This is a genomic window from Paracnuella aquatica (assembly GCF_003332885.2).
Lineage (GTDB): Bacteria > Bacteroidota > Bacteroidia > Chitinophagales > Chitinophagaceae > Flavisolibacter > Flavisolibacter aquaticus.
The window spans coordinates 42,066-63,635 of sequence record NZ_QOWJ01000014.1; the positions used below are offsets into that span (position 1 = coordinate 42,066).

Annotated in this window: 18 protein-coding genes; 10 read left to right on the plus strand and 8 right to left on the minus strand. The window is 49.0% G+C overall.

Annotated elements, in window-relative coordinates; genetic code table 11:
• Positions 1–45 precede the first annotated feature (45 nt).
• The gene (locus tag DRJ53_RS16860; RefSeq protein WP_114236840.1) at positions 46–822 is read right to left on the minus strand and encodes an ABC transporter permease; all 777 of its coding nucleotides are present in this window, start codon (positions 820–822) and stop codon (positions 46–48) included.
• Positions 819–1,730: an ABC transporter ATP-binding protein gene (locus DRJ53_RS16865; RefSeq protein WP_114236841.1), complete on the minus strand. Its 912-nt coding sequence runs from the start codon at positions 1,728–1,730 to the stop codon at positions 819–821. The genes DRJ53_RS16860 and DRJ53_RS16865 overlap by 4 nt, the downstream gene beginning before the upstream one ends.
• A gap of 314 nt (positions 1,731–2,044) precedes the next feature.
• Between DRJ53_RS16865 and DRJ53_RS16870 the strand changes: the two genes are divergently transcribed.
• The 7 genes from DRJ53_RS16870 to DRJ53_RS16900 all read left to right on the plus strand — a co-directional run bounded on the left by DRJ53_RS16870 (position 2,045) and on the right by DRJ53_RS16900 (position 11,159).
• Positions 2,045–4,393, plus strand: coding sequence for an NADP-dependent malic enzyme (locus DRJ53_RS16870; RefSeq protein ID WP_114236842.1), 2,349 nt, complete (start codon positions 2,045–2,047; stop codon positions 4,391–4,393).
• 6 nt (positions 4,394–4,399) lie between these two features.
• The gene (locus DRJ53_RS16875) at positions 4,400–5,137 is read left to right on the plus strand and encodes an MlaE family ABC transporter permease (RefSeq protein ID WP_114236843.1); all 738 of its coding nucleotides are present in this window, start codon (positions 4,400–4,402) and stop codon (positions 5,135–5,137) included.
• Positions 5,138–5,146: 9 nt separating this feature from the next.
• Entirely contained in the window at positions 5,147–6,061 is a 915-nt protein-coding gene (locus DRJ53_RS16880; protein WP_114236844.1) for a transglutaminase-like domain-containing protein, read from the plus strand.
• Positions 6,058–6,906 carry an ABC transporter ATP-binding protein gene (locus DRJ53_RS16885; RefSeq protein WP_114236845.1) on the plus strand — a complete coding sequence of 283 codons (849 nt, stop codon included), beginning with the start codon at positions 6,058–6,060 and terminating at the stop codon, positions 6,904–6,906. The genes DRJ53_RS16880 and DRJ53_RS16885 overlap by 4 nt, the downstream gene beginning before the upstream one ends.
• 418 nt (positions 6,907–7,324) lie before the next feature.
• The gene (gene sucC, locus DRJ53_RS16890) at positions 7,325–8,542 is read left to right on the plus strand and encodes an ADP-forming succinate--CoA ligase subunit beta (RefSeq protein ID WP_114236846.1); all 1,218 of its coding nucleotides are present in this window, start codon (positions 7,325–7,327) and stop codon (positions 8,540–8,542) included.
• A 582-nt stretch (positions 8,543–9,124) separates the two neighbouring features.
• Positions 9,125–9,622, plus strand: coding sequence for a GNAT family N-acetyltransferase (locus tag DRJ53_RS16895; protein WP_114236847.1), 498 nt, complete (start codon positions 9,125–9,127; stop codon positions 9,620–9,622).
• 391 nt (positions 9,623–10,013) lie between these two features.
• On the plus strand, positions 10,014–11,159 hold the full coding sequence (locus DRJ53_RS16900) for a GAF domain-containing sensor histidine kinase (RefSeq protein WP_114236848.1): 1,146 nt from the start codon (positions 10,014–10,016) through the stop codon (positions 11,157–11,159).
• 52 nt (positions 11,160–11,211) lie between these two features.
• On the opposite strand, the gene DRJ53_RS16905 is transcribed toward DRJ53_RS16900, so the two are convergent.
• Genes DRJ53_RS16905 through DRJ53_RS16920 form a run of 4 tightly spaced genes read right to left on the minus strand, consistent with a single transcriptional unit; the run spans position 11,212 to position 12,870 of the window.
• Positions 11,212–11,844, minus strand: a complete 633-nt coding sequence (locus DRJ53_RS16905; protein ID WP_114236849.1) for a SprT-like domain-containing protein — start codon at positions 11,842–11,844, stop codon at positions 11,212–11,214.
• Entirely contained in the window at positions 11,837–12,241 is a 405-nt protein-coding gene (locus DRJ53_RS16910) for a hypothetical protein (protein ID WP_114236850.1), read from the minus strand. The genes DRJ53_RS16905 and DRJ53_RS16910 overlap by 8 nt, the downstream gene beginning before the upstream one ends.
• Positions 12,231–12,455: an AtpZ/AtpI family protein gene (locus DRJ53_RS16915; RefSeq protein WP_123893666.1), complete on the minus strand. Its 225-nt coding sequence runs from the start codon at positions 12,453–12,455 to the stop codon at positions 12,231–12,233. Before DRJ53_RS16915 ends, DRJ53_RS16910 begins: the two co-directional genes overlap by 11 nt.
• Complete coding sequence (locus tag DRJ53_RS16920; protein ID WP_114236852.1) at positions 12,439–12,870, minus strand: bactofilin family protein; 432 nt, start codon at positions 12,868–12,870, stop codon at positions 12,439–12,441. The genes DRJ53_RS16915 and DRJ53_RS16920 overlap by 17 nt, the downstream gene beginning before the upstream one ends.
• Before the next feature lie 385 nt (positions 12,871–13,255).
• Here DRJ53_RS16920 and DRJ53_RS16925 point away from each other — a divergent pair, with 385 nt between their 5' ends.
• Entirely contained in the window at positions 13,256–14,317 is a 1,062-nt protein-coding gene (locus tag DRJ53_RS16925; protein ID WP_114236853.1) for a hypothetical protein, read from the plus strand.
• An 80-nt stretch (positions 14,318–14,397) separates the two neighbouring features.
• On the opposite strand, the gene DRJ53_RS16930 is transcribed toward DRJ53_RS16925, so the two are convergent.
• A complete protein-coding gene (locus DRJ53_RS16930; RefSeq protein WP_114236923.1) occupies positions 14,398–14,793 on the minus strand; it encodes a hypothetical protein in 396 nt (131 codons plus the stop codon).
• 184 nt (positions 14,794–14,977) lie between these two features.
• Here DRJ53_RS16930 and porW point away from each other — a divergent pair, with 184 nt between their 5' ends.
• Entirely contained in the window at positions 14,978–18,112 is a 3,135-nt protein-coding gene (gene porW, locus DRJ53_RS16935; RefSeq protein ID WP_114236854.1) for a type IX secretion system periplasmic lipoprotein PorW/SprE, read from the plus strand.
• A gap of 177 nt (positions 18,113–18,289) precedes the next feature.
• Positions 18,290–20,782: a penicillin-binding protein 1A gene (locus DRJ53_RS16940; protein WP_114236855.1), complete on the plus strand. Its 2,493-nt coding sequence runs from the start codon at positions 18,290–18,292 to the stop codon at positions 20,780–20,782.
• 83 nt (positions 20,783–20,865) lie between these two features.
• On the opposite strand, the gene DRJ53_RS16945 is transcribed toward DRJ53_RS16940, so the two are convergent.
• Positions 20,866–21,468: a YigZ family protein gene (locus DRJ53_RS16945; protein WP_114236856.1), complete on the minus strand. Its 603-nt coding sequence runs from the start codon at positions 21,466–21,468 to the stop codon at positions 20,866–20,868.
• Positions 21,469–21,570 lie beyond the last annotated feature (102 nt).

Sequence of the window (21,570 nt, forward strand, 5' to 3'; positions counted from 1 at the left end):
TCTGTTCAGAACACCTCTTTTGTTATGTCAAACTGTTTTTGCTCATTAGCCTTTTTCCTTTTTATAAATCACGTCTAAAAAGCCGCCAATAGTAAAAATTACGAACGCAATAATGCTGTTCCATTCATGCGGTTGCAGCCAGCCTTTTACCGGCTGCGAAACATAGCGCAGCGTGAGGCCGGGCTGTGCAAAAGGCACTTTGTAAATGTGCTCCCATCCCAGGTTGGTAGCTACAATTGCCGCAATCAACAGTGCAAGGCCAATGCCCATCGGCACAATGAAATTTTTAAAACGGAGCGACAGCCAATACTGAATGGCAGCAATGCCCATAGTTGAAATGTACATTTTGGCATTCAACTCCACTAGCTTTTGTACATCAAAACTACTTTTCAAAAATGCCAGTTGCTTATGCACCAGCGCCGAAACAATGCCGGTACCGAGCATAAATAAATTGAAAGCAATAAAGAAAAATATGATCATCGTATGGATGATCAGCAACTTTGAAAAATAGATCTGGCCATAGCTTTGCGGCGACGCATACACCTGCTTCCAGGTGTTGTTTTTAAATTCAATCTGCGTTACCAGCGCACAAAGCAACACCACAAACATGGGCAACAGGAAAAAGCCCACGCCCTGCCAACCCATAAAAAAATGCACATTCCAGGGCGCTTCGCCCAATTGCCTTGAAGCACCATCCGGCTTTAGAATATAAGCAATTAAATAAATGGCTGGAATAAAACCAGCACCCAACAGGCTTAGCCAAAATGAGGCAGTGCGTTTTGTTTTAAGCAGTTCCGATCGGTAAGAGTTGGCAAAGGTCATTTGGCTTCGTTTGTAAGGTCGATAAACATTTGTTCCAGGTCATTGTGGCGCTGCTCCAGGTGGTATACATCAATGCCCCCCTGCACCAGCAGCCGGTTTGCGGCGGCCACATCACCCCGCGATGTAAAGGGCAGCAGCAAGTGACCGTTGTGGCGCTGTGGTGCAAAGGCCTGCAGCAGGTTCAGCGCTGTTTCATTATCGCTGGTTTCCAGTTGCACAAAAGCCTGCTTTTGTTTCATTGCCTGCAGGTCGCGCAGCGTGCCCTGGAACAAGAGTGCACCCTGGTGGATAATGCCCATATGCGTGGCCATTTTTTCCACTTCGGCCAAAATATGGCTCGATACGAGGATGGTTACGCCTTCTTCCCTATTGAGTTGTTGGATGAGCAGCCTCGTTTCAATAATACCATTGGGATCGAGGCCATTCGTTGGTTCATCCAATATCAAAAACTTAGGCTGGTGCAGCAGTGCAACGCCAATGGATAAGCGCTGTTTCATGCCCAGCGAAAATTGCTTTGCTTTTTTGCTGCCCGTGTTTTCCAAACCTACTTGCTGCAGCACCTCCGCAATGCGGTTTTTGGGTACATCATAAATACGCCGGTACACTTCCAGGTTTTCCTTGGCCGTAAGATGCCCATACAGCGAAGGTTGTTCGATCAATGACCCCACCTGCCGCAGCACTGCTTCGCGGTGTTGTTTCAGGTCCTGGCCCAAAATGCTGATGCTGCCTTCCTGAACCGAGAGCAGCCCCAGCACCAGGCGCAGCGTAGTAGTTTTGCCGGCACCATTTGGACCCAAAAATCCATAGATGGCGCCTTGCGGCACCTGCAGGCTAATGTCTTTTAATACCGGCCGGTTGCCCGAAAAATGATGTGAAAGGTTATGTGTTTGTAAAACGAATGTGTCCATATAGCGGTAGCTCGGTGAACCAAAGTAGTGCAGATTATTATTAAAATGCAAGTAATTGGTATGAGCGGTGTGGAAGTGTACGCAGCAACAATGAATATTATTGCACAATAATATACGACAGCATTGAATGAGCATTTTAAATTGAAGAAAATACAAGCAATACGCTAAACATTAGTAGACCGCCCATCTTTGAATGCGCCTTTTCATTTCTTCGTACCTTGCACGCTTTATATTTAACCGCTTGCTAATTTGCTGCCCGGTCCTGTTGCATGGCACCGTCGTCATCGGAAAGGGCATTGGATCAATAAACCTGTATGCAGAAAGACTCAAGGAAAATGGATGCCCTGGATTACCATGCCAAGGGCCGCCCGGGGAAAATAGAGGTAGTGCCCACCAAAGAGGCGAAAACCCAGCGCGACCTGTCGCTGGCCTACTCGCCTGGAGTAGCAGAACCCTGCAAAGAAATTCACGCCGATAACGAACAAGTTTATAAATACACAGCCAAGGGAAACCTGGTGGCGGTGATCTCCAACGGAACAGCCGTTTTGGGTTTGGGCGATATTGGCCCGGAAGCCTCCAAGCCGGTGATGGAAGGAAAAGGTGTACTGTTCAAAATTTTTGCCGACATCGATGTGTTCGACATCGAGATCAATGAAAAAGACCCGGAGAAATTTGTACAGATCGTAAAAGCACTGGAGCCTACTTTCGGCGGCATCAACCTCGAAGACATCAAGGCACCGGAATGTTTTTACATTGAAAAAGCACTGAAGGAACAGTGTTCCATCCCGGTGATGCACGACGACCAGCACGGCACCGCCATCATTTCATCGGCAGCCCTGCTCAACGCATTGTTGTTGCAGAAAAAAAAGATCGACAAAGTGCGGTTTGTGGTAAACGGTGCAGGCGCCGCAGCCATGGCTTGCATCCGGCTGTATGTAGCGTTGGGTGCCAAGCCTGAGAACTTTAATGTATTTGATATCAAAGGACCGCTGCACCGCGGCCGCACCGACATTGAAGAATTTAAACTGCCTTTTGCAAACGCTTCTGCCGATGCTACGCTTACATCAGCCATGCGTGGCGCCGATGTATTTGTTGGCCTCAGTGTAAGCAATGTAGTTACCGGTGAAATGGTAAAAAGCATGGCTAAAAACCCGGTGGTTTTTGCATTGGCCAACCCCGATCCGGAAATTCCATACCTGGAAGCAAAAGCGGCACGCAATGATGTGATCATTGCAACAGGCCGAACTGATTTTCCCAACCAGGTAAACAATGTATTGGGCTTTCCGTACATTTTCCGCGGGGCGCTGGATGTACGTTCGCGACAGATCAACGAACCGATGAAACTGGCGGCGGTGCGGGCCTTGGCCGAACTGGCGCAAACTGCGGTGCCCGATATGGTAAACCTTGCTTACAACACCAAAACCATTTCGTTTGGCCCCGATTATATTATTCCCAAACCGTTGGACCCGCGCCTGCTGGCAACGGTAGCGCCGGCTGTAGCCCGTGCTGCTATGGAAAGTGGCGTAGCACTGAAACCGATCCAGGATTGGGAAGGTTATACCAATGAATTGAATCGCCGCCTTGGCCTCGACAACCAGGTGATGCGGGTGCTGGGCTCCAAAGCCCGCCGCGATCCCAAGCGGATTGTTTTTGCCGAAGCCGATAATATCAAGATCCTTAAAGCTGCGCAAATTGTGTACGATGATGGCGTGGCCTACCCGATCTTGCTGGGTGATGTGGAGAAAATAAAACGCATTGCCGCTGCCAATAAAATCGACATTGAAGGCCTGCCCATTTTTGATCCAAAGAGTGAAGAAATGCGACCCAAACGGATGGCTTATAGCGAAGTGTTTTTCCAGAAACGCAAACGCAAAGGCATCAATATTTACGAGAGCCAAAAGGTAATGCGCAACCGCAACCACTTCGGCGCCATGATGGTGGAAATGGGCGATGCCGATGCCATGATCTCGGGCCTGACGAAAAATTATGCGGACACCATCCGGCCAGCCATCCAGGTGATCGGCACGGAAGAAGGCGTTCGTAAAATTGCGGGCATGTACCTGATGCTCACCAAAAAAGGCCCGCTATTTTTAGCCGACACAACGGTGAACTTCAACCCCACCGCCGAAGAACTGGCAGAAATAACCCTGCTGGCAGCCCGCGAGGTGCGGCATTTCAACATCGAGCCACGAATTGCGCTGCTCTCCTATTCCAATTTTGGCTCGTCGGATGGCGCCGAGGCACGCCTAATGGCCGATGCCCGCCGGATTGTTAAGGAACGCATGCCTAACCTGATTGTAGATGGCGAGATGCAAGCATCCGTAGCGTTCAACAAAGAGCTGATGAAGGAAAACTATCCATTCAGCGAGTTGGTGGACCGTGATGTAAATACCCTCATTTTCCCCAACCTGGCTGCTGGCAACATTACGTACAACATTCTACAGGCGCTGGGTGCAGCAGATGCCATTGGCCCGATTTTGTTGGGATTAAACAAACCGGTGCATGTATTGCAACTGGGCAGTTCGGTGCGCAGCATTGTTAACATGAGTGTGATTGCCGTTGTGGATGCACAAATCAAAAACAAAACCGCTACCGACGAAGTGGTGCGCCGTTCGCCGTGGTGGAAAAGGTTGAAACGAAACAAACAAGTTACAAACCCTTAATGGCATATGCAGTTCTTAAGCGAATTGGGTAAATATTTTCTGATGATCGGCGGCATGTTTTCCAGGCCGGAAAACTCCAAGATGTACTGGAAAGAGTTCATGCACCAATGTGCCGAAATAGGCATCGGTTCCCTGCCCATCGTGGCCATTATTTCTTTTTTCATTGGTGCGGTATCGGCGGTGCAGACTGCTTATCAATTAGTGTCTCCGCTCATTCCCCGCGAGTCCATTTCGCAGATTGTTCGCGATACGGTAATCCTTGAATTTTCTTCCACGCTGGTTTGTATAGTACTGGCTGGTGTAGTGGGTTCTAAAATTGCCGGCGAGCTAGGTAATATGCGGGTATCGGAACAAATTGATGCGCTGGAAATTATGGGCGTCAACTCAAAGGCTTACCTCATCATGCCGAAGATATTGGCTGCGTTGGTAGTGATCCCGATGCTGGTAGTGATTTCGATGGTGCTGGGTATTTATGGCGGCCGTGTTGCCTCAACGATGACCGGCATTGTATCGCCCACCATTTTCGATAAAGGGTTGCTCAGTGCATTCGTGCCCTTCAATGTATTTTTTGCATTGATCAAAGCATACACGTTTGCCTTTCTAATTTCTAGCATTCCGGCTTATTATGGTTACCATGTAAAAGGCGGCGCACTGGAAATTGGCCGTGCATCAACCAAGGCTGTGGTGGTAACCTGTATTTCTATATTGCTGGCCGATTATGTGTTGGCAGCGCTGTTGTTGTAAAAGGGTAAGATGAGTAGTCGACAAGCTATAAGTTTTGGATTTTTCGTTTTCCTGTTGCTGGGCCTCACGAACATTTATATTTTCTGGAAGCGAGATAACTTCCAATATATACCAAAGGCAACGGATCAGAATTTATACGTTCCGGCCTCCGAGATATCTACGAATCCATTAACCATTTATGCTGACGATGAACTGGTTTGGGCAAAAAATAAAAGCAAAGAGTTCGTAAAGCCGAACATGAGTAGCTCAGAAAAAGTGAAGGCCATTTCTCTTTTCCTGCTCAACCAATTTCACGACCAACGTGGAATACCGCCGCCAAACCTAATGCACGTTTCTGCACGAGCAACTTATGATGCGCTAAATCGGTCGAAGAAAAATCAAGTTTGGTGTGGCCATTTTGGTCACTTAATGCTTTTGTTTACCCATGTGAACGGCATTAAGGGCAGATACATTGAAGTTTTCAATCCCGGCAACCATCATGTTTTTAATGAATTTTACATTCCAGAGTGGGGACAGTGGGTAATGACCGATATGTATAACGACATAGTGTTTGCTAAAAACATGGAGGGGACGTATTTAAATGCGCAAACATTTCGACATGCAGTAAATAGTCCTCGTGGAATTGCAGTTTTGAAGTTCAGTCAAAAGAATTTAGTAGACACCATTTTAGATAAATTAGCTGAACCAATCGTCAGTTATCACACTAAGGCCAACCCCTATTATTATTATACAACAACAAATCTGGACCAAGTTTACACGTTTACAAATAAGCTCAAAAGGCATTTTGGATTTAGTCCTTGGTATTATATTTATAATGATAATCCGAACTCCAATGCTAAGCATTACATGAAAATATTCTTGTTTATCAGTTGGTTGTTTTTAGGAATTTGGCTCATTATTGAGCGCTTTAAAACAAAAGCATGATTGAAGTACAAGACCTACGCAAAGGATTCGACGGAAAAGCGGTGCTGAAGGGTGTTACAGTAAACATGAACCCCGGCATGTGCAACCTGATCATTGGGTCGAGCGGCAGTGGCAAAACGGTATTTATGAAATGCCTGGTGGGTCTTTTTCGTCCCGACAGTGGGCATATTCTGTACGGCGGCAGGGACTTTACCGAAATGTCGGTGGAAGACAAAAAAGAGATTCGTAAAGAGATCGGCATGCTGTTCCAGGGGTCTGCGCTTTTTTCGTCGATGAACGTGGAAGATAATGTGATCTTTCCGCTGGACATGTTTACCAACTGGAGCCGCAAGAAAAAAATGGAGCGGGTAAACGAAGTACTGGAACGGGTAAACCTGACCGGCAGTAACAAGAAATTTCCCGGCGAACTGAGTGGTGGTATGATGAAGCGAGTGGGCATTGCCAGGGCCATTGTACTCAACCCAAAATACCTGTTTGTGGATGAGCCTAACTCCGGTCTTGATCCGCAAACATCTGGCCTTATCGACCAATTGATCAGGGAGATCACAGTAGAATTTGGGATTACCACGGTCATCAACACCCACGATATGAACTCGGTGATGGAGATCGGCGATCATATCATTTACATGTACCAGGGGGAACGCGAATGGGAAGGCAACAGCAAGGACATCATCTTTAGTAAAAATGAACGGCTAAACGATTTCATTTTTGCATCCGACTTTTTGAAAGATGCCAAAGACATGCGCATGCTGGAAGAAACTGGCCACATCCCGCAATCGGAAGACCGCAACATCGAAGAAATGATCCGCAACGCCAACGAGCCGTTGATACCACCGAGTGAATGAGCGGATTTTCGATTTCGGATTGCGGATTTCGGAATGAAGCAGCCGGCATAGCCTCTTTACTATTGCCCTATTTATATTTTACGGAGCCACTTTGCGCCGTCATTGTGAGGCGCCATAGTGGCTCCGTTTCTTTTTAGACTTATACACCGAAGCAATCTCCTTTTTCCAACATGAATTGATACCTCCTATAGCCCTTTCTAAATCGACGGAGATTGCTTCGGCGCAAAACATTTACCAAAACACAATCGATCCGCTGCGCCTCGCAATGACGGGCGGACGCAAAAGGCATTCATCGAAATCATAGAAACTATCAACTACTAACTGCAAACTACAGACTGTCAACTCCAAACTCCCAACTGCCAACTATCCTCCCCCATCTATCATCTATCATCTTATATTTGCCCAAACTTTTTTGAGAATGAACTTGCACGAATACCAGGCAAAAGAACTGTTGAAGAAATACAACGTTCCGGTGCAGGAAGGCTTTGCCGCCAGCACACCCCACGAAGCGGAAGAAGCCTACCGCCAGATCAAAACCCAGTACGGCTCTTCGTTTGCCGTAATTAAAGCGCAAATCCATGCGGGTGGCCGCGGTAAGGGTAAGATCCGCGAAAATGGCATCAACGGCGTAAAGGTGGTTAAGTCGCTCGACGAAGTAACCGAGGTTTCGCAGAAACTGATCGGCGGCACCCTGGTAACCATCCAAACCGGTGAAGCCGGCAAGGTGGTGAATAAAATTTTGGTTGCGCAGGACATGTATTACGACGGTCCCAGCGAACGCAAAGAGTTTTACCTCTCTATTTTGCTCGACCGCGCCAAAGGGCAAAACGTAATCATGTACAGCACCGAAGGCGGCATGGACATAGAGGAAGTAGCACACAACACACCGGAAAAAATCTTCAAAGAGTGGGTACACCCCGGAGGTGGCCTGCAGGGTTTCCAGGCACGCAAAATTGCCTTCAACTTCGGCCTGAAAGGCGATGCCTTTAAGAACATGGTGAAGTTTGTAACCAACCTGTACAATGCATACGTTGGCCTCGATTGCGCCATGCTTGAGATCAACCCGCTGTTCAAAGCTGCTGATGATAAGATCGTAGCGGTGGACTGCAAGATGAACCTCGACGACAACGCACTGATGCGCCACCCCGATCTGGCCAACCTGCGTGATATTTCGGAAGAAGATCCAACCGAAGTTGAAGCCGGCAAATACAACCTCAATTTTGTAAAACTTGATGGCAACGTAGGTTGCATGGTGAACGGTGCCGGTTTGGCCATGGCCACTATGGACATGATCAAACTGAGTGGTGGCGAGCCTGCCAACTTCCTGGACGTAGGCGGCACAGCGAATGCACAAACCGTTGAAGCTGGTTTTCGCATCATCATGAAGGATCCTAAAGTAAAGGCCATCCTCATCAACATTTTTGGTGGCATTGTACGCTGCGACCGTGTAGCGCAAGGTGTGATTGATGCTTACCAAAACATGGGCAATATTGAAATTCCCATCATTGTGCGCCTGCAGGGCACCAATGCAGAGGAAGCCAAAAAACTGATTGACGAAAGCGGACTGAAAGTTCAATCAGCCATCCATCTGTCAGAAGCAGCAGGGCTGGTGAACCAGGCACTGGCTACCGCTTAATCATACTTTTTGCTTTAACTAAAAAAGCCACCGTTTTGGTGGCTTTTTTATTGTACATATTGGTAAATGCACAAGCGTGATGCGACATACGGATTTGCATTTTGCAAACAAACACAAACCGACTGGCTGAAGCGTGGTGTATTGAATGCACCTCAAATGGAACCGCATTTTATGTCCGCGCAAATGGAATGCTAACGCGGCACAACTGAATGATTTAAGACAATGGGACGACCTATATAAAACAGAACTCCCCGCAAAAGCGGGGAGTAATTTTTTCAGGCGCTGACGGTTTAACTTTTTCACAAGGTATCGGCCTGTTCAGTCTTTCAGTGGATTTGGAAATTAACGGTTTGTTCTTTTGGATTGTCGGACGCTAATCTTTCTTTGGATTTGGATATTTGATGGATCAAAGATGCAGCACAATAAAGTCGCAAAAAAGAAATTGCGTGTCTCATTTACACTTTTACGGTTTATACCTCAACTTCTCTAAGACAAAACACCTATAACAAATATCATTATTTTTAATAATTAACCCGAAATACGCATTTGGTCTGTATTTACGGGCCACCTTACATTTGCCCCATGACGCAGGCAGCGAATACCGTAACCATTAGAAACATTGAACCACAGGACAATGAGCCACTGGCAAAGATCATCCGCTCAGCGCTGGAGGAGTTTGGCGCCAACAAACCCGGCACCGTTTATTTCGATCCCACTACTGATGCATTATACCAATTGTTCCAAACACCGCGGTCGCAATACTTTGTAGCCGAAAATGAAAAAGGTCTCTTAGGCGGTGGCGGCATCTACCCCACCGATGGCCTGCCAGCCGATACCTGCGAATTGGTGAAAATGTACCTGCGCCCCGAAGCTCGTGGACTGGGCCTAGGCCGCCAATTGATTGAACAATGCATGGAAGCAGCACGTGCAGCAGGCTTTAGCAAAATGTATTTGGAAACGATGCCCGAACTGCGCAATGCATTAGTAGCATACGAAAAATTAGGCTTCAAATACCTCGATAGACCAATAGGCAACTCCGGCCATTTTGGTTGCGGCTTGTGGATGTTGGTTCAATTATAAAACATCGAACATCCATTTACTCTTGCGGCATTTTTTGTTGCTAATCGATTGCAGCAAGCAAATTTATATTGTACATAAAACAGCCTTTTTTTCACTTGTAACATTCCATTAGTTAGTGCGCCATACTTGTATGGGACCGAAAACAACTTCCCCTAAAATTTTATTTAGCAACGATTTACATTCTTCCACGGTCACCCAAAGAAATCGAAAGAAATACAATCTTTTCGTTGAATAATCTACACCAAATTCATACACAAATACATACTTTATAACGCTTACTGTTAAACGAAAAACGCGTTTTCATTTTTGCTTTTTCAACAAAGCAGCCGGATGTTTTTCTTAACAACGAACTAACGGATTCATTAATTAAATTGCTGCTTTAACCGCATAGATGATAACACCAACAGTACCTGCCAGTGAAGAGCGCAGGCTGCACGATCTATATTCCTATGAAATCCTGGATACTTTTTCCGAAACGGGTTTCGATGAATTGGTTGAACTGGCCTCACAGATCTGCAACTGCCCCGTGTCGCTGATTACTTTTATCGATAAAGACCGCCAATGGTATAAAGCCAAGAAAGGCGTGGATGGCACCGAAAGTCCGCGTGACATTGCTTTTTGCTCGCATGCCATTTTACAGGATGATGTTTTTACCATCAACGATACTATCAGCGATGATCGGTTTGCACAAAACCCATTTGTAACCGGCGGGTTAAAAGTGCGGTTTTATGCAGGTGCGCCCATCGTATCGGCTGCAGGCAATAAGCTGGGAACGATTTGCCTTATTGATAGCCATCCGCGGCAGCTAACCACCGATCAAAAAAAGCTTTTGAGCCTGTTGGCAAAACAAGCGTCGCGGTTGTTGGAAACACACAAGAAAAATAAACTGGTGCAACAACAGGCCGAAGAACTGGTGGCGTTAAAAACAACTGCCTTCCGCAAACTGATGCAGGAACATGCGCAATCGAACGGGCAAATCTCTTACAACCTGCATGAAGAAATCGGGCAAACGCTGGCATCGAGCATCATGTACCTGCGCTGTGTGGAAACCCAGCAACCGGTTCCATCGCCCATGCTGGCAACAGCCATCGCTCAACTGGAAAAATCGCTTACTGATGTACGTAAGCTTTCCTACGACATTACCCCGCCTACGCTTCAACATTTGCAGGTGAAAGACCTGTTGCAGGACTTTCTGCAACGTGTTCACAACACCTATGCGTTCAACATTAGCTTTAAGGCTGTTGGCGCCAATCGCGATACAGACACTGATATTACCGTATTGGTGATCCGCGTATTGAAGCAATGGCTACAGGTGCTGGCGCAAAAATCCAACGCCACAGAGGTTGTTATTTCACTCGAACAAAAAAATGTACTGGAGCTTTCCGTAAGCGACAACGGCGATGCATTTGACGCAGCACAAAGAGCCGTTGTGTTGAGCCAAAATATGTTAGCAGAAAAGGTCAGCGCCTACAATGGAAAATTATACCTGGCGGCAGGCAATGAGCCACCACAATTACATATAACGTTCGAAGAATAGAATTGCATCCATATTCATTGATGCGATGCGGCCCTGTTTGTAGTTAACTGCATCAATTGGCCGTTTCATCCACCAGTTTTACTTCATACACCGGGCTGAACAGGTACAATCTTTTGGTTGCTATTTCTTCGCACTTAAAGCGCTTCCGCATTTTGACGCCTTTTCTAAAAACGCGGCCATCGCTTGTTTGAAACAAGGCGCCCAAGGCCACCGTTTCTACAAACACAACACCATCCGGCTTTTTATCGTATCCACGCAGCACCCGCAGCAGCACTTCATCGGCACAGGAGGAAGCCGCCGGGTTGTGCAGTGACCGCAACAGTGCGGCTTTTATATCCGCCGGAAAAATATCGTGCTGTATGAATTGCTCCAGCAATTTACCAAACGTAGTCTTCCATTCGCGGCCATGTGCCTGCACCCTGCCGCCCCATTCCTCAAAGGTCAGCAAGTGCGCCAGTTCGTGTAATAAAGTGATGAGGAACGCATACTGGTTCAGGTTACCATTTACCGAAATACGGTGTGCCTCGGTGCGGGTTCGGTGGCGGTAATCGCCCAATATCGTTTTTCGTTCACGCGCCACCGTTAGGTGCACCTTGTAATGATGCAGGTAGTGCAGCACCGGCTCCAGGGTTTGCGGCGGCAAAAACTGCTGCAATGCATGTAGCGGCGCTTCCTTTTTAGCCATTGTTCTTATTGTTGCGCAGCATACGCATCAGCACCGACACTTCCAGAAACGTATACACCAGGTACAATCCCATCACGGTAAACAGCGCAGGCTTATTCAGGTCTTGCTTGTACGAAGCAATATAAACTACCGCCGCAATCATACAGGCAAACAGCTTAATCAAAATGCTGGTGTACACACTGCGAACAAAGCGGTGCGGGTTCGGATTGGCCAAGCCACGTTTGGCCATCAGAAACGAAAACAGCGTGATCAGGAACAAGAGCAGGTTGCCGGCAATAAGCACGCCCTGGTCGGCGCCCCAGCCCTCCAGCCAGCCGCGGCCTGCGACAAACAAGGCATTTAAAATAATAAAAAGCAATACTACCGGTGCAAAATCCCGCATCCTGCTACGCATCATCCTGTTTCTTTTTGGAGGTCTCCTGAATGAGTTTATAAATCAGCAGGCAAAGTACTACAAAAGGCAATACCCAAACCAGTACCGGGAACGACATACCCAGCCAGCCGTCGGCTTTGTAGCCCAGCCACACGGCCACACCCAGGGATACTGCCAACTGCGATGCCAGCCCGGCGTAGCGCATCAAATCTTTGTTGTTGCTATTTTGCTTTGGCAAGGGGCTTTTCGTTTTCATTCATGTGCACCACCTGGGCGGCGGCTGTTGCTGCGGCGCCCATCTGGCATTGGCCGTTAAAGGTAGCTGTTGGTTCAATCAGCAATTTGGCGGCCACAATATTTCCGGCCACTGCGCAGGCACCTTTCAGTTGCAACAATTCTTTAATGGTCAGGTTGCCCTGCACCCGCCCGGCTACTTCGGCCTGCTCGCCGTTAATATGCCCCTCCACCAGTCCACCGGCGCCAATGATCACTTTAGCTGCGCAATGTACATTGCCCACAATAGTGCCATCAATGCGGAGGTCGTTGGAGCTCGATACGTCGCCTTTGAACGTGGTGCCTGCGGCAATAAGGGTTGCATTACCGGCTTGACTGCGCTGCGTAGTTGCAGTCGCTTTTTCTTTAGCAGAAAACATAGGATTGCTTGGTTTAATGTTTTACAAAAGGATTGGAACGGGCATCAAGGTATATTTTTTTTGGTAATCCGGCAACTGTGCACCGGGCGGCACCGGTTGCGTCGCACTCTTGTGCGGTTGGATCGCTGTGCGGCATTAGTGTTCATGCGGCGGCGGGGCGGAGGCGCGGAGTACGCAAAGGAATTTATCAAGAAGAAAGAAGCTGCATTTTATTTGTTGCATCAGCATGCTACAACGGTACTTCATTGCATGAGCGCATAAGCTTCATAAAAAAATTCCACCAACACACCATTCTATTTATTATAAAAAATTCACCTAACCAATCTCCCTTTCCTGCTTGACACAGGTCAATCAAGCCGCCCGGCTTGCTGGGTACCTTGCATCCATGCTTGAAACGACTTCCATCAAACCCTCGTGCAAAAAACCATTTTACCCCGTACAAAAACCCTTGCGCGGCTACCTTAAAAAATGGGGTCGCGATATTCCGCTGCCGGTAACCTATGCCGATATGGAGCGCATTTGCTATTCCACGCCGCTATTAGACAAGAACGGTGTGGATACACTTTGGGAAGAAGCGCATTACGACCTGCGGAGTTGGGACGAGCTGCAGCAAGACCTCATCAAATTATACGCACTGCTCAAAACCGAAGGCGATTTTACGTTCACCAAACACCTCCGCGTGGCCCGCATCGACTACTGCCCCTTTGGTAATTCCAATCCCTTTAGGGTGCGCATCGTTAACCGCTTCAACGACAACGCCGATTATTTTTACATTAAAAAGGAAGATGCATCCCGCGTGTACGGCCTCGAGCTGGAGCATATTTTATCGCCGCACCGGATGAAGTTTTTAGCCGGGCCGGGCACCATGGTGGAGGAGCATATTGCCGGTATTCCCGGCGACCTGTTTGTAAAAGATTATTTCCACAACACCAGCACCAGCAATAAAATACGCCTGGCAAAAGAGCTCGTCAAGTTCAATGAACGCTGTTTTGTGCGCCTGTTGGGCGATATGCGCAGCTACAATTACGTGGTGGACATTACCCCCGACATTGAAGATTTTCAATACCGCCTGCGCCCCATCGATTTTGACCAACAGTGCTACGAAGGCCGCGCCAACCTGTACCGGCCGCAGTTTTTTAAAGAAAACCTGCCCTACGTGGACTTGGTGCAGCAATTCCTGAATAAGGATTCGATTGAACAATACCGCATGGAAGAACGTACGCTGATGGCTTTCCGCCTGTTTTCCTCGCGGCGGCGCATGCTCGACCTGATGAACCTGATGGTGCGGGAAGAATTATCAAAACCGGAGAAAATCGAATCGCTTAAAGCGCAACTCAACAGCATGCATTTTACCGACCGATTTAGCCGCTGTACCACCATGGGACAGGTGCTGAAGCAAAACCTGAAACAAAGCCTGAGGAAGAATATTAAGTTGATTATGCAATAAGACCGGTGAAGTCAAAAGTGAAAACCTAAAGGTGGAATTCGTGAGGCTATACTTTTTGGCTTTGCCTTTTAACTTTTGCCTTACTTATTATCGTATTCATCCGGCGGCAGCTCCAGCTTCGTCGTGTCGCGTTTCAGCTCCACGCTGCCGTCCAGCACGCTTTTCACGCTTTGAATGTATTGTGCCTGTTCAAAGACTTCTTTTTCCAGCGAGTCGGTGAGGTATTTCAGTTCGCGGTATTCGCGGCCAATGCGGGCACTGCCATAACCCGGGATGTAATATTTAAGCGGGGTAAACACCACAAGGCCCACCGTAAAGCTCACCAGCACCACAATGATGGTGCTCATGCCAATATACACGCTGAGGCGCGACAAGTGAAATGTCACCACCTCTTCGTACGTATCGTCGTTCATTACTACCAGCCGGTAGCGGTTGCGCAACCGCCTGAGGGTTGTTCCGGCATCGAGTTTGGCCATGCAGCAGATTTTGCGGCTAAGGTAAGAAGGACGGCGAACAGTGCATCCAATCTGTTGTTGCCCACCGCCTTTCAACCGGTAGCGGCCTGCCCCGTTCATCCAATGGTCTAGATTTACTTATTTCCTTATCCTACTATACTAAATTTGCCTTTTTTCAGTTATTACACATTAGATCGCGATCCTGATGTACGTATTCCGACTCCTTTTCCTGATATCCTTTGTAACCGTTTCATTGCCCACGTTGGCCCAAAAAGGCTTTGACCTGGAAATCAAAAAGCCTGAACCGTACGAAAACCGGCTGCTCAAAGCCGAGAAAAGCGGCAGGAAAAAATTCACGGCCCGCCGTCGTTTTTTTCAAAACACCTACACCCATTACAATTATTTTTTCAACGCCAACAACAAGCTGAACGAAGTATTGTCCCGGGCCAAGCAGGCCAACCGCGACGATTTCAGCAAGCTGTTGCCGTATTATAATTACTCGCTGGAAGCCACCAAGCAGGACGAAACGCAGCTCGACTCCATCATTTACAAGGCCAAAACAGGCATTGTAATGCACGACCTGCGCAACGATTGGATTGATGACCTTTACCTGCTTTGGGGTGCCTCATATTTGCTGCAACAAGAGTACGATTCGGCACGGCGCATGTTCCAGTTCATCAACCACGCATTTGCACCCAAAGAAAAAGACGGCTATTACCGCTACATCGGCAGCCGCATGGATGGCGGCAATGCACAAAATATTGTTACCAGCGAAGACGAATCTTTTTTCAAACGCCTCACCACCGATCCGCCCAGCCGCAACAACGCTTTTATCTGGCAGGTGCGTACCCTCACGGAGCAGGGCGCTTTTTCCGAAGCCGGAAGTTTGCTGGCCGCGTTGCGGCAAGACCCTGCTTTTCCCGAGCGGCTGCTACCCCACCTGGCCGAAGTGCAGGGATATTGGTTTTATAAACAGGCCATTTGGGACAGTGCCGCACACCATCTTTCGGCCGCACTGCCCAATGCGCAGAACAACGCAGAACGGGCTCGGTGGGAGTACCTGATCGGCCAGTTGTACGACCTGTCGGGGCGAAGCGAAATGGCCCGCGAATTTTACGACAAAGCCATCGGCCACACCCCTGACCCGGTGCTCGACATCTGGGCAAGACTGGCACTGGTGCGCAGCAACAAAGAAGGCGGTGAAGATTATATCGCCAAAAACATTGCGGAACTGGAAAAAATGGTGCGCCGCGAAAAATTCCAGGAGCAGCGCGATGTGATTTATGCTATGATGGCCCGCATGGAACTGGAGCGCAACGATCCGGCCGCGGCACGGGCTTATATGCTGAAGGCTACAAAAGCGGCACAGAACAATCCAGCCACCCGCAACGCCAACTTTTTAACCCTTGCTGATCTTTCGTACCAGCAAAAACAATACGTTGATGCCGCTTCTTTTTACGACAGCCTCGACCTGTCGCAAATAAGCTCGGAGGATGCGGCCCGGGCCACCGAACGCAAAGGCTATTTGGGCAAACTGCTGCCGCAATTATCGACTGTGCAGCGGCAGGACAGCCTGCAACGCATTGCAAATTTGCCCGAAGACGAACGCACCGATTACCTGAAAAAACTGGCCCGCCAGCTGCGCCGCCAGCGTGGTTTAGCCGAAGACGAAAATGCGCCGGTAGCCTCTACCGGTGGTGCCATGCGTGATGCCGATGCAATGACCGATGCGTTCCGCACCCAGACGAAAGGCGAATGGTATTTTTATAACCAAAGCACCCGCACTTCCGGTGCAGCCACCTTTAAGCAAGTATGGGGCAACCGGCCCAACGTGGACAACTGGCGCAGGGCTTCGAATGCGGTGGCCCAGTTGGGCAATAACCTGCCGGGAAACACCCGGACCAACCCGGTTGCATCGGCCGATGCTGTGGGTGGCGGCGCCATTACCACAGAAACGTTGCTGAATTCCTTACCACTTACACCAGACCAGTTATCCGCATCGAATGACTCTATCCGCGGTGCCCTGATGGGTTCTGCGCTTGTATACATTAATGATATTGAGGACTATCCTTCGGCTATTGCAGCACTTGAAGAGTTGCGCCGCCGTTTCCCGGACAGCCCGATGATGCCCGATGCGCTATACCAGTTGCATTTCGCGCAGCTGCAAACCGGCAACAGTTCGGCTGCCGCCGACGCAAAACAGCAATTGCTGCAAAAACATCCGCAAAGCAAGCCGGCACAAACGCTGCAAACCGGCATTAACCCCGATGCAAAACGTCCCACGGCGGAAAGCACCAAAGATTATGAAGCGGTGTACGACATGTTTTTGGAAGGCCGTTTTAGCGAAGCAAAAAGGGCGAAGCAGATTGCCGACAGCACTTACCAAACCAATTACTGGAACCCGCAATTGCTGTATATCGAAGCGGTGTACCACATCAAACAAGTAGAAGACAGCACCGCTACTGATATTTTGAACAGGCTGGTGCAACAGGACCCGGAAGCGCCGATTGCCAAAAAAGCAGCCAACCTGATGGAAGTGTTGGCCCGCCGCAAACAAATTGAAGACGAGCTGCGCAACATGAACGTGGAGCGCCTGAAAGAAGAGGAACAAGCTATTGCCGTGCGGCAGACGCCCAAACCCGTGGTGGAGCAGCCTGCACCGGCGCCAGTGAAAGATACCGTTCAGGCCGTGGCGCCGCCGGTGGCAAAAGTTGCCGAACCGAAACCACAACCCAAAGTGGAAGAGCCCAAAAAAGCGGAGCAAAAACCAGTGGCGCAGCCGCCGGTAGCACAGGTGGTGGTGCCAACGCCGCCACCCGCCGAGCCTGAGCCGCAGTTGCCCTCAGTACGCCGCGATACAGCAAGAGCCCAAACTGCCGCAAACACGGCAGCCAAAGCCAATAGTTTGGGCACAACAGCTTCGGGCCAAAAAGTAGCACTGCCTAAACAGGAAAGTTATGGCTACCTGTACGAAGCCGATAAACCGCATTACGCCGTGGTGATCCTGAATAAAGTGGATAATATTTTCAGCAATGAGGCCCGCACGGCATTCGACCGGTTTAACCGCGGCCAAAGCTCGGGCACCGCGCCTGCCGTGCAATTGCTGCCGCTGGATGGCGAAAATAAGCTGCTCCTGATCGGCGCGTTCCCCGATGTGCTGGGCGCCATTAATTATGTGCAGGAAACAAAGCCGGTTGCAGCGGGCCAGATTGTGCCCTGGCTAAAATCCGATAAGTTTTCGTTTACCGTTATCTCCGAAGGCAACCTCGAACGGCTGAAAGCCACCCCCGACCTGAAAGGCTACCAGCAATTTTTGGAAACCACGCCGGTGAAGTTTTAGAGAAGTCCGAAGACGGCAGACGGAAGTCCGAAGAAATAAATCAATTGGCTTATTGCCTTTTGTCTTCCGACTTCGGACATCGGTCTTCCGACTTTTCCCACTTTCTTTAGACTATTATTTAGCTTTGGGGCGTTGTGCAGTAGCGGAACGATTTTTTAAAGCATTCACCTACTTTATATGAATACGAAACCTAAGGCCAAGGCCAAAGCAAAGGCAAAACCAAAATCCAGTACTGCCGTGCTGGTTTTCTGGCGCATCCTGTTTGGCGTTCTTGGCGTATTTGCCCTTATTGTGATCCTGGCCATGGCGGGTGTGTTTGGCAAATTGCCCTCGCTGAAAGAGCTGGAAAACCCGAGCATCCTCCAATCTTCCGAAGTGTATGCCGCCGACGGCACACTCATGGGAAAATACTACCGCGAACGGGGCAACCGCAGCAATGTAGCTTACCGTGATATTTCGAAACACGTGATCAATGCGCTGATTGCTACCGAAGACGAACGCTTCTACGACCATGCCGGTATCGATGTAAAATCAACCATGCGGGCCGTGGTGTTGTTGGGTAAAGAAGGCGGTGGTTCCACCATTTCGCAGCAGCTGGCCAAAACCCTGCTGGACCAAGGCAGCAAGAACCTCACGGAGCGCATCATGGAAAAGCTGAAGGAATACATTGTGGCCCTTCGGCTGGAGCGCAATTTTACCAAGGAAGAAATCATTTCGCTATACCTCAATGCCGTGCCTTATGGCGATAACGTGTATGGCATCCGCAACGCGGCGCGTACCTTTTTTCAAAAAGAACCCGACCGCCTTAACCCTGAGGAAGCCGCCGTTTTGATTGGGATGCTAAAAGGAAATTACCTCTACAACCCAAGGGTATTTCCGGTGCGGGCAAAGGAGCGGCGCGATGTGGTGCTGAACCAGATGGTAAAGAGCAAGTACATCACACCGGCCGAATTTGACAAACTGAGTGCTACGCCGATTGTATTGAACTACCGCAAGCTGGATGAAAACACCGGTTATGCGCCCTACTTCCGCGAAGTGCTGAAAGATGAAGTGCGGGCTGCGCTAAAAGGCATGACCAACACCGATGGCGACGAGTACGATATTTACGATGATGGCCTGAAGATCTATACGACCATCAACCCGAAGATGCAGGACTATGCCGAAGAAGCAGTGGCGCAGCAAATGCCGCAACTGCAAAAGGCGCTGAACCGGCAGGGCAATATCCGCAGCGGCAAAGTGTGGAACGGCCACCAGAATGTGCTGGACGCGGCCATGCAAAAAAGCGACCGCTGGAAAAACATGAAAGAAGATGGCGCATCGGATGAAGAGATCCGCAAAGCTTTTAATGTAAAAACGCCGATGCGCATTTTTGCATGGAATGCCAAACGCGAAGCCGACACGGTGATGACGCCGATGGACTCGATCAAATACCACCGCCAGATGCTGCAAACTTCCTTTATGGTGATGGACCCCGTTACCGGCGAGGTCAAAGCATGGGTGGGCGGTATTGATTTTAAAACCTACAAATTCGACCACGCCAATATTAAAACCAAGCGCCAGGTGGGTTCTACCATCAAGCCGCTCCTGTATTGCCAGGCAATGGAAGAACGCGGTATGGATATGGAAACACCGGTGCAGGATGTGCAGCAATCGTTCGGTTCGCTGGGGCTGGTGCCCGCAACGGGCAAAACCTGCACAGGCCGTACTGTTACGATGGCATCGGCACTGGCATGGAGCCGCAACTGTGCCACCGCCTACATCATGAAGCAGGTGGGCCCGGCACAGTTTGCCAACTTTTTGGAGCGCCTAAATATTCCCACCAAGGTTGATCCCTACCCTTCCATTGCGTTGGGTTCCTGCGATCTTTCACTGTTCGAGATGATGTGGGGTTACACCATTTTCCCAGGTCGTGGTTTCAGCACCAAGCCTACCATTATTTCCCGCATTGAAGACCGCAACGGCAACGTGCTGAAGCGTTTTGATTATAGCCAAAACCGCAAGGAAGTGGTGAGCGAAGTAACCGCGTATAAAATGGCGAAAATGATGGAAGGCCCGGTAACGAAAGGAACCGCAGCAGGCCTAATGTACCGGTTAGGCGCAGCCGAAATGGGCGGCAAAACAGGTACTACGAATGAGAACTCCGATGCCTGGTATATGGGTTACACGCCTCAACTGCTGGCCGGTTCGTGGATTGGTTGCGACGACCGTTTTATCCGCATCGAAAGCGGGCTGGGTTATGGCGGCCAGGCAGCACGGCCCATTTGGGAAGCGTTCTTCAAAAAAGTATATGCAGACAAATCGTTGGGCATTGATCAAAAGGCAACTTTTGTAAAACCTGCCGACCTGGAAAACGAGATTTCCACGGCCGACATCATGGAAGTGATCCCGAACGCACCGCCTCCCGGAGCTGAAGGTGAAGACATGGGTGCCGGTGGCGCCGATGATTTTGGACTGGATACTTCGTATGATTTTATGCGCCCAGAATCGCGGCCGGTGCAGGACGAAGACAACCGCCAGCGCCCTGCAAACAACACCCCGAAAAAAGACACAGCCAAGAAAGGCGCACCTAGAATTGGCGAAGCTAAACCAGAAGAAAAAAAAGAAAAGAAAGGCATTTTCCGCAGGGTGTTTGGCAACAAAAACGATAAGGAAAAGAACAATGATTATTGATGATCGCGAAGTCAATAGTGCATCATAAAACGAAACAAAAAACCGGCACTGTTGCCGGTTTTTTTGTGCTGGTCATGTTCGATTTATTGACTGCCTTTCTTTACTTCAACATTGTGGTGGTCCTGCATTTTTTCTAAAAATCGCTCCTCCTCTGCCTTGGGCACACCAATTACCAGGTGGCAAAACAGCTGCATTTCATTTTGCAACACCACGCAATTAAAGCGTTTCACCACGGTCATTACTTCGTTCATGCCATCGTAGGAAAAGTGCAGGCTGTAGGTTTCCAGCACCGGCTTTTGCACAATTGGTGTGAGTTGCAGCGCCAGTGATGTGGTGGTTTTATAGGCATTGATCAAGCCGGGCACACCCAGCAGCGTACCGCCAAAATAACGCACCACCACAACTGCGGTATTGGTAAGGGTTTTACTATCCAGCACATTCAAAATAGGCTTGCCCGCTGAGCCTGCAGGTTCGCCATCATCGCCAGCGCGAAAGTTGTTGCCATCGGTGCCGATGCGGTAAGCAAAACAGTGATGCACGGCTTTCGGATGTTCTTCTTTTATTTCCCGTATGCGCTTTTTAAAATCATCCACCGTTTGTATGGGAAAGGCATACGCTAAAAAGCGGCTGCCACGGTCTTTATATTCTGCTACAGATGGTTTTTCTATGGTATAAAAATGCGTCATGTATGCGTTTAATGTTTAAAGTCTAAGGTTTAAGGATGGGTTTTATAAAGTCGAATGAGCGGCTCATTTGTACCGACTAACATTAAATTTAAACCTTAAACT

Bases quoted from the DNA above. Each gene is read 5' to 3' on its own strand.
- DRJ53_RS16860 (WP_114236840.1), bottom strand. From the start codon at position 822: ATGACCTTTGCCAACTCTTACCGATCGGAACTGCTTAAAACAAAACGC.
- DRJ53_RS16870 (WP_114236842.1), top strand. From the start codon at position 2,045: ATGCAGAAAGACTCAAGGAAAATGGATGCCCTGGATTACCATGCCAAG.
- DRJ53_RS16880 (WP_114236844.1), top strand. From the start codon at position 5,147: ATGAGTAGTCGACAAGCTATAAGTTTTGGATTTTTCGTTTTCCTGTTG.
- sucC (WP_114236846.1), top strand. From the start codon at position 7,325: ATGAACTTGCACGAATACCAGGCAAAAGAACTGTTGAAGAAATACAAC.
- DRJ53_RS16875 (WP_114236843.1), top strand. From the start codon at position 4,400: ATGCAGTTCTTAAGCGAATTGGGTAAATATTTTCTGATGATCGGCGGC.
- porW (WP_114236854.1), top strand. From the start codon at position 14,978: ATGTACGTATTCCGACTCCTTTTCCTGATATCCTTTGTAACCGTTTCA.
- DRJ53_RS16905 (WP_114236849.1), bottom strand. From the start codon at position 11,844: ATGGCTAAAAAGGAAGCGCCGCTACATGCATTGCAGCAGTTTTTGCCG.
- DRJ53_RS16920 (WP_114236852.1), bottom strand. From the start codon at position 12,870: ATGTTTTCTGCTAAAGAAAAAGCGACTGCAACTACGCAGCGCAGTCAA.
- DRJ53_RS16885 (WP_114236845.1), top strand. From the start codon at position 6,058: ATGATTGAAGTACAAGACCTACGCAAAGGATTCGACGGAAAAGCGGTG.
- DRJ53_RS16900 (WP_114236848.1), top strand. From the start codon at position 10,014: ATGATAACACCAACAGTACCTGCCAGTGAAGAGCGCAGGCTGCACGAT.
- DRJ53_RS16895 (WP_114236847.1), top strand. From the start codon at position 9,125: ATGACGCAGGCAGCGAATACCGTAACCATTAGAAACATTGAACCACAG.
- DRJ53_RS16930 (WP_114236923.1), bottom strand. From the start codon at position 14,793: ATGGCCAAACTCGATGCCGGAACAACCCTCAGGCGGTTGCGCAACCGC.
- DRJ53_RS16925 (WP_114236853.1), top strand. From the start codon at position 13,256: ATGCTTGAAACGACTTCCATCAAACCCTCGTGCAAAAAACCATTTTAC.
- DRJ53_RS16865 (WP_114236841.1), bottom strand. From the start codon at position 1,730: ATGGACACATTCGTTTTACAAACACATAACCTTTCACATCATTTTTCG.
- DRJ53_RS16940 (WP_114236855.1), top strand. From the start codon at position 18,290: ATGAATACGAAACCTAAGGCCAAGGCCAAAGCAAAGGCAAAACCAAAA.
- DRJ53_RS16910 (WP_114236850.1), bottom strand. From the start codon at position 12,241: ATGATGCGTAGCAGGATGCGGGATTTTGCACCGGTAGTATTGCTTTTT.
- DRJ53_RS16945 (WP_114236856.1), bottom strand. From the start codon at position 21,468: ATGACGCATTTTTATACCATAGAAAAACCATCTGTAGCAGAATATAAA.